This window comes from Serratia nevei (assembly GCF_024160145.1).
In the GTDB taxonomy this organism is placed as follows: Bacteria; Pseudomonadota; Gammaproteobacteria; order Enterobacterales; family Enterobacteriaceae; genus Serratia; species Serratia nevei_A.
Window position 1 is genome coordinate 1 of the sequence record NZ_JAMYWQ010000062.1, and the last position, 12,803, is coordinate 12,803.

The following is a 12,803-nucleotide window of genomic DNA, read 5'->3' on the forward strand; positions in this document are numbered from 1 at the left end:
AGGGCAAACATCAACAACGAAATCCATATCGTGTTCAGACATAAAAAAATCCGGAATCAGAGGGCTGAATCCGGATTGTCTCTTACTGAGTGGATCGTTCAAGTGTTCTTAAACGATCGGCATTAGGCCTAGGAACCGGGAATATTTGAACGAAATGCAGCGTTAGCCCAAGCAGGCTAATAACATTTCGCAGCTTACGCGCCAATTGTGCAGAGAAAATGAACGCGGCGTCCGTCCAGTCGCGTCACTGCCCTATCGGCACGGAAGACCTTACGCCAGTTTGGCGGCAAAGCCCGCCACCCGCTGGCCATAGAGCTTGGCGGTCGCCAGATCGCCCGACAACATCTCATCCACGCCGGCATCCGCCGGAGTCTGTACCAGCAGCCCCACCGAACCGCCCAGGTTGTTGACGTCGGTACGCTGCGCCGCTTTGGTGTTGGCCGGCAACAGCCCCAGGCTGACCCACAGGCCGCCATGTTGCGAAGCCAGCGTCTGCAGCGCGATCAGCGTCACCTGCTTGTCGCCGTTCAGACTGGCGCTGTTGGTAAAGCCGCCAAACACTTTGTCCTGCCACTTGCGGCCGAACCAGGCCTTGGAACTGGCATCGGCGAATTTCTTGAACTGCCAGGATGGGCCGCCCATATAAGTCGGCGAACCAAAGATGATGGCGTCCGCCTCATCCAGCGTCTGCCAGGCTTCGTCGCTGATATCACCGTTCTGATCGATGGCGATCAGTTCCGCCCCGGCGCCTTCCGCCACCACTTTCGCCAAACGCTCGGTATGGCCGTAGCCGGAATGAAACACCACTACTGTCTTCGCCATAGAAATTCTCCACTCATGCACAAAGGCGCCGGCGGCGCCCCTCTCGCGTCCAATCTAATCAAGCGCGCAACCGCTGCATACCGAATAAAACTGACGGTGTTATTCAAAAAAATCGCGTTATGCGCCCTGCTCTGCCTGTTGACGGACGAAGTCGATAAAAGCACGCAGCGGGCGCGGCATTTGGCGGTTTGCCGGATAGTACAGATAGAAACCGGGGAACGGCGGCGTCCAGGCATCGAGCAGCGGCAACAACCGACCATCGGCCAAACCGGCGGCAACCTGTTGCTCAAACAGGTAGGCAATGCCTGCCCCATCCATCGCAGCCCGCACCAAGACTTCCGGTTCATCGACTATCACCGGCCCTTCCACGGCGATCTCCTGCTTTTCACCGTCGCACTCAAACTCCCAGCGATACAAACTGCCGTTGGTCGGCCAGCGGTAATTCAAGCAGCGATGTCGATGCAGATCGCCCGGTGTTGATGGCCGGCCGCGACGCGCCAAATACGCCGGTGAAGCAACGACACGCATCCGCACCTCGCCGCCCAGCTTGACCGCCACCATATCTTTCGCCAGTTTCTCGTGCAGCCGCACGCCGGCGTCAAAACCGCCGGCAACGATATCCACCAACCGCTCCTCAACATTGAGATCGAGCGTAATATCAGGATATTGATGATGAAACGGCGCGATCAAAGGCGCCAGAAAATGTAACGCCGCCACGCGGGTTACATTAAGCCGCAAAAGACCTGAGGGGTTCTGGCGTTGCTCGACCGCCTGCGCCACCGCCGCGTCAATCTCGGCCATCGCGGGCGTCAGGCGCGCCAACATCTGTCTTCCGGCTTCAGTCAGTGCCACGCTGCGAGTGGTGCGATTCAGTAAACGCACACCCAGACGCGCCTCCAGGTTGCGCAGCGTTTGGCTGAGCGCCGAAGCGGACATCCCCAATTGTGCAGCGGCGCGAGCGAAACCGCCGTGCTCAACAATCGCGGCAAAGGCGCGCAACTCGGCGAAATCACTGCCCCTCATTATGCTCTCCCTCCTTAATAATTCATGAAGATTATAGCGCATTCCTTAAACAACCTGCGGGCGCTACCGTAGACGCTACCTACACGGGAGAATGCCTATGAACACGTCACTATCGCTGGATCACTATCGTTTATTGGGCCGTTCCGGCCTGCGCGTTTCACCGCTGGCGCTGGGCACCATGACCTTCGGCGCCAACTGGGGCTGGGGCGCCGAACTGGCCGAGGCTCGCCGTCTGTTTGACGTTTATGTCGAACGCGGCGGCAACTTTATCGATACAGCCAACCGCTATACCGAGGGCAGCGCCGAACGTTTCGTGGGGGAATTCGCCGCCGGGCGCCGCGATCGGTTGGTGATCGCCACCAAATACACCCTGCCGATGCAGCCGGACGATCCCAATTCCGGCGGCAATCATCGCAAAAGCATGCTGCGATCGGTGGAGGGAAGCCTGCAACGGCTCAATACCGATTACATCGACCTGCTCTATCTGCACGCCTGGGATTTCACCACGTCGGTGGAAGAGATCATGCGCGCCATGGACGATTTGGTACGCGCCGGAAAAGTGCTGTATGTGGCAGTATCGGACCTTCCCGCCTGGCAGGCGTCGAGAATGCAAATGCTGGCGGACCTGCGGGGCTGGTCGCCGCTGATCGCTCTGCAAATCGAGTACAATCTGCTGGAGCGCACCGTCGAACGCGAGCTGATGCCGATGGCGCAAGACTTGGGGATGGGCGTGATCCCTTGGTCGCCGCTGGCCGGCGGCGTATTAAGCGGCAAATACCGGCGGCAGGATCTGCAACCGTCGCCCGATGAAGCGGGCTCTCGGCGTGAAGCCGTGCGCGCCAAGGGGACATTGAACGCGCGCAATCTTGATATCGCCGACGCCGTCAACCAGATAGCTGATGAGACTGGATATTCTCCATCACAAATCGCGCTGGCCTGGACACTGCGTCACCCGACGGTCACCGCGCCGATCGTCGGCGCCCGAACCCTGGCGCAATTGGAAGATAACCTCGGCGCATTGAAGGTGGCGCTGGCGGAAGATCATTGGCGACGATTGGACGATCTCAGCGCCATCGAGCTGGGATTCCCGCATGATTTTCTCGCCCTGCCAGCCACCCGCCACATCATGACCGGCGGCGTGCATCTCGCCCGGCGCAGATAAAAAAAATCCCGCACAAGGCGGGATAAACTTAACAGGGATGGGGTAATACACTACAGGGAATGGATAACACACAACATCATCGGGTAGAGCTACAGTACCAATCCCAATGTATAGAACTGTCATCCGCGCGTAAGTTTGCTCGGCCAGATGTAACGCCGAATGGGAAATATGACATTTCACTCAATGCGCCGTTGCGGTGTCGCGCACCACGAACAGGCGCGATTCGAAACCGCCGCTCTTGAAGGTGCCGGTATTGACCCACCCCGGCGGCGAGCGGCCGAAGTCCTGATTGAAATCCCCGCCGCTGACCAGCCAGACCCGGCGGTGGCCTTTCGATAAAACGCTGAGCTTATCGACATAGGTCTGCGCCGCCCGATCGTGGAAAAAGGTGCCGAAGCCATAGGCATTGGGTTTGCCCGAAATGCCGTTGGGCCTGGCCGGGGTATACAGCAAGGCGCGATAGCCCTGCTTGTTGTAATACACGTAGCTCAGGTAGTTGAACATGTTACTGACCACCACCGCATCGTTAGGCTGATAGTGGCTGTTGATATAGTGCACCATCACCTTGAACTCATCTTTCTCGACCGGGTAGTCGTTACGCACGCCGCAGCCGAACAGCAGGCTGAAGAACAGCAGCAAAGAGATCCCGCGCACCCGGCTTTGCGTGCCGGCGATCAGCACGCCCAACACCAGCGGAATGCCGAGCGCGGCGGAATAGAGGTAGCGATCGACAAACAGCGGCGAACGCCAGGAAATGGCGAATACCAGCGTCACCGGGATCAGAATGCCGCCAAGCAGCAACAGAGAGAATTTTCTCGGCGTCTCGCGCCGTTTCAGCTGCAATGCGCACAACCCTAAGAAGAAGGCGGGCAGCAGCCAAAAAATGACCGCTGGGGAGTTGCCACCGTCATCGCCGGTGAAAAATCGCCAAAACATCGCCGGCAGATCGCGCCAGCTGACCTGGGGGATCCAACCGACGTCGCCACCAACCCGCAGTTCGGCAATATGCGCCAGCAGATTGAACAGCACCAGCAGCCAGGGAATGTAGGCCACGCCGATCGCCGCATTGGCCAACCACCACGCCGGCTGCTTGATGTAACGTACGCCTTCTCGGCGGCATGACAGCGCCAACACCACCAGCCAGTGGGCGACCAGCATGAAAATGGTGAAGTAATGGGTATAAAAGCTCAGCGTCATCAACAGCGCATACAGCGCCAGATAGCGGCGGTTATCCGGCGTTTTCAGCCACTTCGCCAACGCCATGGCGGCGGCGATCGCCAGCATCCCCATCAGCGCGTACATGCGCGCCTCCTGGCTATAACGCACCGCCATCGGCATGATTGCCATCAGCCATCCCGCTATCAGCGCCGCCCGCTCGTTGGCCAACCAACGGGTAAAGCGCATCGCCAGCGCCACCGTCGCCACGCCGAACACCAGGCTCAGCGAACGGGCGGCCATGATGCCGTCGCCAAACAGCACCATCCAGACATGCAGCAATAGATAATAAAGCGGCGGGTGAACGTCGAAGGAAGCGTGGTACAGCAAAGCGCCCACATCATAGCGGCTGGTCAGCACGCTGGAGGCTTCATCGCACCAAAAGTACCGATCCGTTAAGGAAATAAACCGCACGATCGCCGAAAACGCCACGATCGCCAACGCGTAATGTTTGTAACCGATGCCCTTTAAGCCGTTGTTACTCAAAGAGACATTCGAAACCTGTTGCAGTGACATAACCGCATTCCGCCCAAGAGAACCACACAGTGTGGAGACGCAGCGTCATCATTGCCGACGGCGGGTAAATGGCGGGTAAATCAGTGCGAAAAAGTCGGCGCAGTCACCGCGGCGCCGCACGGCTCTCAGCGGATTTCAACGCTGATATCCGGGTAGGCCTTCTCGCCGTCGCTGAGGTAATGCCCCAGCGCCCGGTAAGCCATCACGTACAGCACGGCAGCGGCGCACAGGCACAGCAAGGTCACGAGCAGGAATCTGGATTTGCGCACGATAGGCTCCATGGGGAAATTTTCGCCTATTGTAGCGCGGCAAAATAAACGAAAGTTCAATTGCCGGCGGGTCATGCGCCTCGCACTCGTTCGGCGAGGCGGCTCATATCATTTCTTCAACATGTAGATAAACGAATCGACGGTTTCGCCGCCGGCGGTGGTGACGCTGACCGCTCCCCGTTCATACCCCTCGCCTTCGAACGCATCGAGAGTCGGCCAGTGGTTGACGAGATTAGCTGAACGGAACAGAAAACCATTCACCCGATTGCCGCTGTTATCCAACACGATGCCCGGGTAGCCCATATCGGCGCCCCAGCCTTGGTTAAGCAGCGATCCGCCAACGCTGCCTTCTTCCCAGCTGCCGCCGATGGCTTCCATAATGTGCGCGTTGGGTCTGCCCGGCCCCAGGGTGCCGTAAACGAATAAGCTTTGCATTTTTCACTCTGCCACTGACTGAAAGTTAACGCATGAACATAACATGGCGCTCAATGGCCAGCCAACGGGAGTATGGGTTACGCAGTCGAGTTTTCAAGACAACAAGCAGGGGGAGAGAAAATCAAGGGAGTAATGGCACCCCTATAGGATTCAAACTAATCATAATTCACAATGAAAAATAAAACAAAATTTAATATCGAACTTTTTTATACCAACATTTATACCAACAAGTGGCGTCACGTAGCCATCTCGCTTGCCTCCCTTCCCTACAGTTCTCTCTATCAGCCTAGCCAACGGAGCTAGACAAGTCGTAAAAGTCACTTGATGGGAGAGTTGCTCGTCATAACGCTAGGGGGTTACAGGCACACAGAACATAACATCACTTATAGACCATAAACGCATCCGTAGCAGCTTTTCAAAACATGGGCTCAGGGCAACCATGAGTTGCTGATACATTTCATCGATGCTTCCAATTACCATCTTGTGAATTAGACTCTATCAAAAAATGCGCCAATGACTGTTACAGTAATCACGTAAAAGCTCCCCCTCACCAGATCAGCAGAAGGCTGATCTGGTGAGGGGGAATAATGAGCGTATTTTTTCGTTTAAACGGATGAAAATACATCCCCAAGAAATAATTATCAAGATAATAATACCAATAGAATCCATAATCAGTTTTTATTGAATGCAACTTACTTTTTTCTAATAAAACGGAATTTCTAGTTCGCGATAACAATATGAATCAGTGGAATATTTTAAAGGAGCAACACCACAGCATGAGTGTTGATAATGAATATTATTATCTTTTTAGTGGTATTTTGCGATTAAGGTCTCAAAGCTGCTATGAATGATGCCGCATGTTTTTTCTTATCGTTTAAACAAGCACCTCTTTTTTGTGAGGCAGCTGTTTTATTTATCGTTCCTCTCTTGAAATAAAACTTAAAAGCCACAATATGATTTTCTCTGCTCATCTGTTGTAGTAACCAACGGTTCATTTTCAGGGGAAGCTAAAGGAGAATTGAATTGTCAAAAAAAGAAAAAACTAATACTGCGAATGGACGATATAACACTAGTGAGGCAAGCAAACAGATAGTTTGGGCACAAAGTGCTGGTCACTGCGAACTGTGTGGAGCAGATCTCACTTATGATTATCGTGCGGGGCGCTCTATGAGATGGGGAGAAGTTGCTCATATCATGCCGGCCAGCCCCAAAGGGCCACGTGGAAGTAAGGAACATGATGAAGCCAAGGCACAAGCTCTCACAAACGACAGTAACAACCTCATGCTTTTGTGCCCTGGATGTCATGATAAAATTGATCGTGATGCTGATGGGTATCCGCAACATGATTTGACAGGGTTACACCAGGCATTCCTAGAACGAATCCGCCTTGCTGCAACCATGCCTGATGCGGGGCGTGCAGTTCCTGTCATCGTACAAAGCCAACATTTTTCGACAAACAATGACATTGCTGCCCGCGATCTGCTCATGGCCATGTCGGCTGAAGGTCTGACGGCATTTGACCACGAAATCAAAATTATTCTTCCTGCGCCAAGTTCTCGCGGTAGAGATGCGTTATATTGGCAAAATATCAAAGACAACATCCAGCATGACCTGGAAGGACAACTAAGACGCCGTGGGGGGCGTTATGGTGATATTCCGGCACTGGCTGTCGTAGGTGTCGCAGATATTCCTGCGCTGATGCTTTTAGGGCAAGCTATTGGCGATCGTTCCAATCGTTTGCTGTTTTCGTTCAACCGCGAATCTCGACTCAGTTGGCCAGATCTGACGGCTGAACCACCAGCATTTCAATTTACCCCACCTCCTGATGGTGAGGGCCCCATCGCATTAGTGTTATCAATCTCAGCTCAGATTCCACATCGTGATGTTTTAGCGGCCTTACCTGGAGCACGTATTGCTGAATTCACCATCCCTGAACCCAGCTATATGATGGTACACAACCGTCACGTCATTCATGCATTTCGTAATGAACTTCAAAAATATCTGAGCCAGCTTGAAGCTCTGACCCCTGATGCCATCCACGTGTATCCCGCCATTCCCGCAGCTTTGGCCATTGAGTTTGGCGCATTGCTTACGACACAACACCAGCATTCTTATATGGTCTTCGACCGAGACGAGAATGGTCAATTCAAATCGACACTATCTATAGGCCCACACGGCCAGGAGACACAAGCATGATCTTAACAAACGAACAAAACAAACGTGCAGGATGGGAACACTTCCTGCTTCGCGCCGCTCGGGAGATTTCTCTGTCCGAAGCGCAGTATAAAACAATCAACGGACGTTATTCTCAATTAGAAGGGATCCTCTCTGCGTCAGATAACCCACTGTTGGCCGACGCACATATTTTCGTTCAAGGCTCGATCCGATTAAAAACAACGGTAAAACCCGTTTCCGGCGCACCTGATGATTTAAACACCATCGACGCTGATGCCATTATCTGGTTACCCCATGCGCAAGGTGCCGGTGCTGACGACATTTTAGCAGCCATCGAAGAGCGGTTCAGAGAAGGCAGCCGCGTGCAGGAAGATATCCAGCAGTTGCGCCGCGGGATCCGAATTGTCTATTCCGATGAGAATCCAGGTTTTCATATCGACGTGACGCCTGCGCGCGCTATTGCAGGCAATTATGAGTCGAATGGCGAGGGCAAGCTGGAGGTTCCAGACCGGGTGGCCGGATGGAAGGCAAGCAGTCCGATACCGTATTCAAACTGGCTACAGGTTGCCTCCACGCAAGAGATCGTCCTTGAGAATTTGATTCTGGCTAAAAATCACGCGACAGCTGATTCTGCGACGCAGGCTCCGCTGCCTGAATATGGAGAGTACCTCGACCAGGATCCACTTCGCGCAACGATCAAGCTTCTGAAGCGACACCGTGATGAATGGGCTATTCGGACTGAAAATGAAGAACACCGCCCCATTTCAGCAGTGATCACAACCCTGGCTACGCACGCCTACCTTGATATGGTCGAAGCCTCGAAATCAACCCCCCTTAGACCACTGGATGCCATTTTGGGCATTGTCCAACGCATGCAACGACACGTTAAGTATGACGGCGTTCGTTACTTTGTTTGCAATCCTGCAGATAATGGCGAGAATTTTGCTGAAAAATGGAATCGCCCTCTTGACGGCCCTATGTATCACAAAGCCTTCTGCGACTGGTATCTCGATGCAGGGGCCGCAATATCCTTGGGGCTGGAAAGTTTTGCATCTGCAGACGATTTCACCAAAGCGATTAATGAGAGCTTCGGCATAGGGAACACCTTCATTACTGCCATTAATAATGAAATTCCTGCGAACTGGACGCTGCCAGGTCGCGCCGATGGGACAACAAGAAACACGGTATCGATGGGAGCACTTTTTGGGGGAACAAGCGCTGCGGGCAGTTCCCAAGCTAAAGTAAAACCGGTGGAACGTCTTGGCTGACTTATCTGATACATTTCTGCAGCGCGGTATTGCCGCGCTGCACAGCTCCTTGGGAGCAGAAGCTGCGACCGCTTTACTGCAACCAGCCCCTTTACGATTTGGTGAAGCGGCCAGCTTTTACTTCCCACTGCCCCAAGATTATACAGGGCAAGAGCGGCGCTTACGCATCGCATTTCCTAACAGTTTTCCGCGAGAGTTATTGCGGTTATCCATTGAACCTTCCCCTTGGCTAGTCTGGCCACATGCAACACCGGCCGGTTTATGTTTGTATGGTTTTCAGCAGCGCCCGATTACAGGCTCACCAGAGTTTATTGTTGAAGATTGTATTTCTCGTTTAAGAAAAATTTGTTCACTGTCTCTGCCAGAGGCAGACCCAACGCTTCGCCATGCTGAGTTCTGCAACGAGATAACGTCTTATTGGTCAATTCAACATAAGCACTCACGGCAGAACTTAATCCTCTTAGACCGCCCGAAAGTGGCCTCTGCACTGTTTGCTCTTAGCGATCCGCGACAAGCCGTACCATCGGGACACGAGACCGTTTGGTTGGCTACGGACGCCTTTGTGCTTAGCCAGCATTACAAACGTATGGTTGGGCGTTCCGTATCGCTCCGGGCAACGGAAAGTCCCGGTTTCTATATCAAGCTAAGAAGCTATCCTGACCTTCGAACGCCTGCTGCTGGCCAGTTGTTGCCATGGCTTCTGCCTCATCTGGCCCTTGATGACGAGACAGCATTCCTTTCCTGGCTTGAGAATCACAACTCACTGATTAACAAGTGGATTGTCCTCGAGCTGCCAGGTAATGAGGGAGCACCGGCGTATTGCCTTAATATTTTCTTGCCAGGCACACAAGCGGACCGAGGGATGAAGTTCGGGTTAAGAACCGCCCGGAGGCGGCCAGCCATTACGGGTGCTCATCGTTTAGCGCAAATTCGAACCTCAACGCTCGATATACTTGATCGCACTGAAGTATATTCCCGAGATGTAAGCAAGACGAGTAAAACGCTTGAGAAATGCCGGGTCGTTTGCGTTGGTGTTGGCTCACTAGGAGGAGCAGTAGCATTACAGCTTGCTCGTGCTGGCGTGGGGCATTTAACCCTAATAGACCCTGATATTTTCGTCTCGGCCAATATTGGCCGGCATGTTCTGGGGGCCGATGATTTAGGAAGAGCTAAGGCGGTAGCACTGAGGGAAAGAATTCGTAAGGACCTCCCATTTACTGAGGTGACCGCGTGCGTAAAATTTTCGGAGTCCGTGTTGCTACAAGAGCCGGCTATATTTGAGAACGCCGATCTAGTGGTTGTCACTGCTGCGGACTGGCACTCGGAAGCAAGCCTTTGGCGTGAAAAATCAGAGGGCAAATCCTGGGGGATAATCCAGGCCTGGAGTGAACCCAATGCCTTAGTGGGACATGCTATTTTCGCTCCGGAAGGAGCCTATGATGCCAGAAATTTATTTAATGAAAATGGAAATTTTAATTATAAATTTACACAGTGGCCTGATGATGGCATCGTCGAGCTTCCCGCCTGTGGGGAAAGTTTTATTCCAGGGGGATCTTTAGGCATGACAAACATCGCTTTAATGACATCACACATGGTGATTGACATTTTGACTGGACGCACAAGAAACCCCGTCTGGACCAGCAGTATATTCAGACCGCAAGATGTGGCCATTCTGAATGGAACATATATCGGCCCAAGCTTAACTGATGGTGTGCAGCAGACCGTTTTAGAGCGCGAGTGGCCTGTAATTAAGGAAAATGGGAAATGACGAGTATCGCCTGGCGCTGGAAATGGGGATCAGGGGATGTTGAATTATTGGTCTCCCAGGCAGTGGCTGATGTTCTGGGCAGTTATAAGCAACGATGGTGGGGAGCAGAGCGAGGGGGACAACTCTTCGTAGCCCCCGACTGTCCAGATGGACTGTTACTTGCTTTGGCCACATTGCCTCACAGTAGCGATCGCGCAGGACGGACATGGCTAGAGCTCAATGACCAGCGTTGCCAGAACGAGATAAATAGGGCAAACACTACCGGACTACGTCTGGTTGGGTATTGGCATACTCATCCCCAAAAAATTCCAGAAATTTCCTCTGCAGATATAGACAGCTTTTCTCGGTTTGCCGCCCGCTATACGAAAGAACTCCCACACCCATTGGCCGTTATCGTCGGTCAATCCAGCCAATCCGCAGGTATTAAAGCCTGGTCTTTTAGAGGGGGGCAGTATGTTGAGGCCACTCGATTAGAGTAACTTTTTTCAGTTGCCGTGGTTTTTCTTGGCGTTATCCCAGTTAGCCAGCATAAGAGCAAACAGCTCCGCCTGAAAGCGTGCATCGTCCAGAGCGTTATGGCTCGGTTCGCTGCATGGTTTAAGTATGGCGGACATTCGAGAGGATTTGGTTTCTCTCCATCTGCTGCCTGTTGCCCCCATAAAGTAAGCCTTTATATCTATTGCTGTGAATCCAAAAGGATTTTTACCCAAGTACTTGTGGAAGTAATAGTTCACAAACGACCAGTCGAAGGGGGTATTGAGGCCAATAAAAATGGCTTTTTTACCTGCAGGGCATACTGATGTTAACCATTTATCCAGCTCGGCCATTGCATTCAATGGAGCGAGGCCTTCACGCGCCAACGTATCCAGATCCAACCCTGTCACGGCGAGAGCCTCCGGATCGCACTTTACACCATCGGGCTGTAGTGTGAGATACAATGACTTTTTAGGATCGCTTACAAGGCAAGCACCGATGGAAAGCATGCTGTACTCACCAGGGATTGGGCCCGATGTTTCAATATCGACAGAGACATAAAGCTCATCATTATTTTGCATATCAGCTCTTACATCGCATATAAGTAAGCTGCAACTATCGGCTACCTTGACAACCAGATAGGTACGCCAGCGCAGCTGGTTAATGGCATACATCCCCTGTAGCAGACTATCATCGATAAGTGGTGGGTTTCTCATTGCCACCAGCGTATCGAAATTCATCAGCTTAATCATCCCACATTCTAGCACACTCGCGGCTTTCCTAAGCCAGCGTAGAATCGTAGGCGGGGGAATGACGGTGTGTCTACTGACGGGGGTGCGAGTCCCCCTCCCTTAGCCAGTCTTCGATAAACGCGCTTCCCTACGCGTGGGGTTTGACATAATGTCGTGGGCTGTCGAAACGCTCATCAATCGTCATAACGGTTGAGAAGTTCAACAAAGCTTTCTATTTTTTATCAAAAACCCACTGTTTTTGGCCAGATATCAGAGAACGCATACCACCAACAATCATATCTAAAACACAATCCCATCCTTGAATTACCATCCTCCAAACATACACAACCATCAAAATATTCAAAAAGAAACAGCAGCGATATAGACAGCAACTTCGATAAAATGTTTAAAAAAATAACATATAATCAATCAGATATTTGACCAAACTCAAAAAAACAAGCTCACCTTAAATAAACATTGCAAAAAACAGGTCAGCAATTAATTATCAGAATACATTTTTTAATTTTTACGGAGCTATCACTTGTCCATTCGACATGCCGTTGAATATATAAGAATGTCCACTGACCACCAGAAGTACTCTCTGGATAACCAGTCAGGATACATCAGGGAATATGCCAAAAAAAACAACATCACCATTATTAAGTCTTACAGTGATGCAGGGAAAAGCGGATTAAATTTATCAGGAAGGCCGGGTCTGAAAAAATTGATTAATGATGTATTGCATCACCAAATTTCCGTCTCATACATTCTGGTTTATGACGTAAGTCGTTTTGGACGATTTCAGGATGCTGACGAGGCTGTTACCAACGGTGCAAAACTGATCCACCCCAGCGGTTGAAAATTGATCCAGGGGTTAATCTGCTCCTCTGAATACAGGGGAGCTTATGATCACTTTTGAGATTCGTATGGAAATTAAAGTCCTGC

General features: G+C 52.0%; 12 protein-coding genes. 6 read left to right on the forward strand and 6 right to left on the reverse strand.

Annotated features, from left to right (window positions below; all coding sequences use genetic code 11):
* Nucleotides 1–270: 270 nt before the first annotated feature.
* Nucleotides 271–822, reverse strand: coding sequence for a flavodoxin family protein (locus tag M6G53_RS24105; RefSeq protein ID WP_253335023.1), 552 nt, complete (start codon nt 820–822; stop codon nt 271–273).
* A 117-nt stretch (nt 823–939) separates the two neighbouring features.
* Nucleotides 940–1,845 carry a LysR family transcriptional regulator gene (locus M6G53_RS24110; protein ID WP_253335025.1) on the reverse strand — a complete coding sequence of 302 codons (906 nt, stop codon included), beginning with the start codon at nt 1,843–1,845 and terminating at the stop codon, nt 940–942.
* A gap of 97 nt (nt 1,846–1,942) precedes the next feature.
* Between M6G53_RS24110 and M6G53_RS24115 the strand changes: the two genes are divergently transcribed.
* Nucleotides 1,943–3,007, forward strand: a complete 1,065-nt coding sequence (locus M6G53_RS24115; protein ID WP_253335027.1) for an aldo/keto reductase — start codon at nt 1,943–1,945, stop codon at nt 3,005–3,007.
* Between the two features lie 180 nt (nt 3,008–3,187).
* On the opposite strand, the gene M6G53_RS24120 is transcribed toward M6G53_RS24115, so the two are convergent.
* From M6G53_RS24120 to M6G53_RS24130, 3 genes are all read right to left on the reverse strand, one after another.
* Nucleotides 3,188–4,738 (reverse strand): glycosyltransferase family 39 protein, encoded by a 1,551-nt coding sequence (locus tag M6G53_RS24120; protein ID WP_253335029.1) that lies wholly within the window; start codon nt 4,736–4,738, stop codon nt 3,188–3,190.
* A 125-nt stretch (nt 4,739–4,863) separates the two neighbouring features.
* Nucleotides 4,864–5,007, reverse strand: a complete 144-nt coding sequence (locus tag M6G53_RS24125) for a hypothetical protein (RefSeq protein WP_016928795.1) — start codon at nt 5,005–5,007, stop codon at nt 4,864–4,866.
* A 108-nt stretch (nt 5,008–5,115) separates the two neighbouring features.
* Nucleotides 5,116–5,442 (reverse strand): gamma-glutamylcyclotransferase family protein, encoded by a 327-nt coding sequence (locus tag M6G53_RS24130; RefSeq protein ID WP_253335032.1) that lies wholly within the window; start codon nt 5,440–5,442, stop codon nt 5,116–5,118.
* Between the two features lie 1,023 nt (nt 5,443–6,465).
* Here M6G53_RS24130 and M6G53_RS24135 point away from each other — a divergent pair.
* From M6G53_RS24135 to M6G53_RS24150, 4 genes are read left to right on the forward strand one after another with little or no spacing between them, the layout of a single operon-like run.
* Nucleotides 6,466–7,638 carry an HNH endonuclease gene (locus M6G53_RS24135; protein WP_253335033.1) on the forward strand — a complete coding sequence of 391 codons (1,173 nt, stop codon included), beginning with the start codon at nt 6,466–6,468 and terminating at the stop codon, nt 7,636–7,638.
* Nucleotides 7,635–8,885: a nucleotidyltransferase domain-containing protein gene (locus M6G53_RS24140; protein ID WP_253335035.1), complete on the forward strand. Its 1,251-nt coding sequence runs from the start codon at nt 7,635–7,637 to the stop codon at nt 8,883–8,885. Before M6G53_RS24135 ends, M6G53_RS24140 begins: the two co-directional genes overlap by 4 nt.
* Nucleotides 8,878–10,653: a ThiF family adenylyltransferase gene (locus M6G53_RS24145; protein WP_253335037.1), complete on the forward strand. Its 1,776-nt coding sequence runs from the start codon at nt 8,878–8,880 to the stop codon at nt 10,651–10,653. Before M6G53_RS24140 ends, M6G53_RS24145 begins: the two co-directional genes overlap by 8 nt.
* Nucleotides 10,650–11,132: a Mov34/MPN/PAD-1 family protein gene (locus M6G53_RS24150; RefSeq protein ID WP_073534626.1), complete on the forward strand. Its 483-nt coding sequence runs from the start codon at nt 10,650–10,652 to the stop codon at nt 11,130–11,132. Before M6G53_RS24145 ends, M6G53_RS24150 begins: the two co-directional genes overlap by 4 nt.
* Nucleotides 11,133–11,138: 6 nt before the next feature.
* Here the strand turns inward: M6G53_RS24150 and M6G53_RS24155 are convergent, their stop codons facing one another.
* Nucleotides 11,139–11,708, reverse strand: a complete 570-nt coding sequence (locus tag M6G53_RS24155; protein WP_073534651.1) for a 3'-5' exonuclease — start codon at nt 11,706–11,708, stop codon at nt 11,139–11,141.
* A gap of 691 nt (nt 11,709–12,399) precedes the next feature.
* Here M6G53_RS24155 and M6G53_RS24160 point away from each other — a divergent pair.
* Nucleotides 12,400–12,717, forward strand: a complete 318-nt coding sequence (locus tag M6G53_RS24160; protein ID WP_253335046.1) for a recombinase family protein — start codon at nt 12,400–12,402, stop codon at nt 12,715–12,717.
* Nucleotides 12,718–12,803 lie beyond the last annotated feature (86 nt).

Excerpts from the sequence above, each read along its gene's own strand:
- M6G53_RS24105 (WP_253335023.1), bottom strand. The coding sequence starts at position 822 with ATGGCGAAGACAGTAGTGGTGTTTCATTCCGGCTACGGCCATACCGAG.
- M6G53_RS24110 (WP_253335025.1), bottom strand. The coding sequence starts at position 1,845 with ATGAGGGGCAGTGATTTCGCCGAGTTGCGCGCCTTTGCCGCGATTGTT.
- M6G53_RS24115 (WP_253335027.1), top strand. The coding sequence starts at position 1,943 with ATGAACACGTCACTATCGCTGGATCACTATCGTTTATTGGGCCGTTCC.
- M6G53_RS24120 (WP_253335029.1), bottom strand. The coding sequence starts at position 4,738 with ATGTCACTGCAACAGGTTTCGAATGTCTCTTTGAGTAACAACGGCTTA.
- M6G53_RS24130 (WP_253335032.1), bottom strand. The coding sequence starts at position 5,442 with ATGCAAAGCTTATTCGTTTACGGCACCCTGGGGCCGGGCAGACCCAAC.
- M6G53_RS24140 (WP_253335035.1), top strand. The coding sequence starts at position 7,635 with ATGATCTTAACAAACGAACAAAACAAACGTGCAGGATGGGAACACTTC.
- M6G53_RS24150 (WP_073534626.1), top strand. The coding sequence starts at position 10,650 with ATGACGAGTATCGCCTGGCGCTGGAAATGGGGATCAGGGGATGTTGAA.
- M6G53_RS24155 (WP_073534651.1), bottom strand. The coding sequence starts at position 11,708 with ATGCAAAATAATGATGAGCTTTATGTCTCTGTCGATATTGAAACATCG.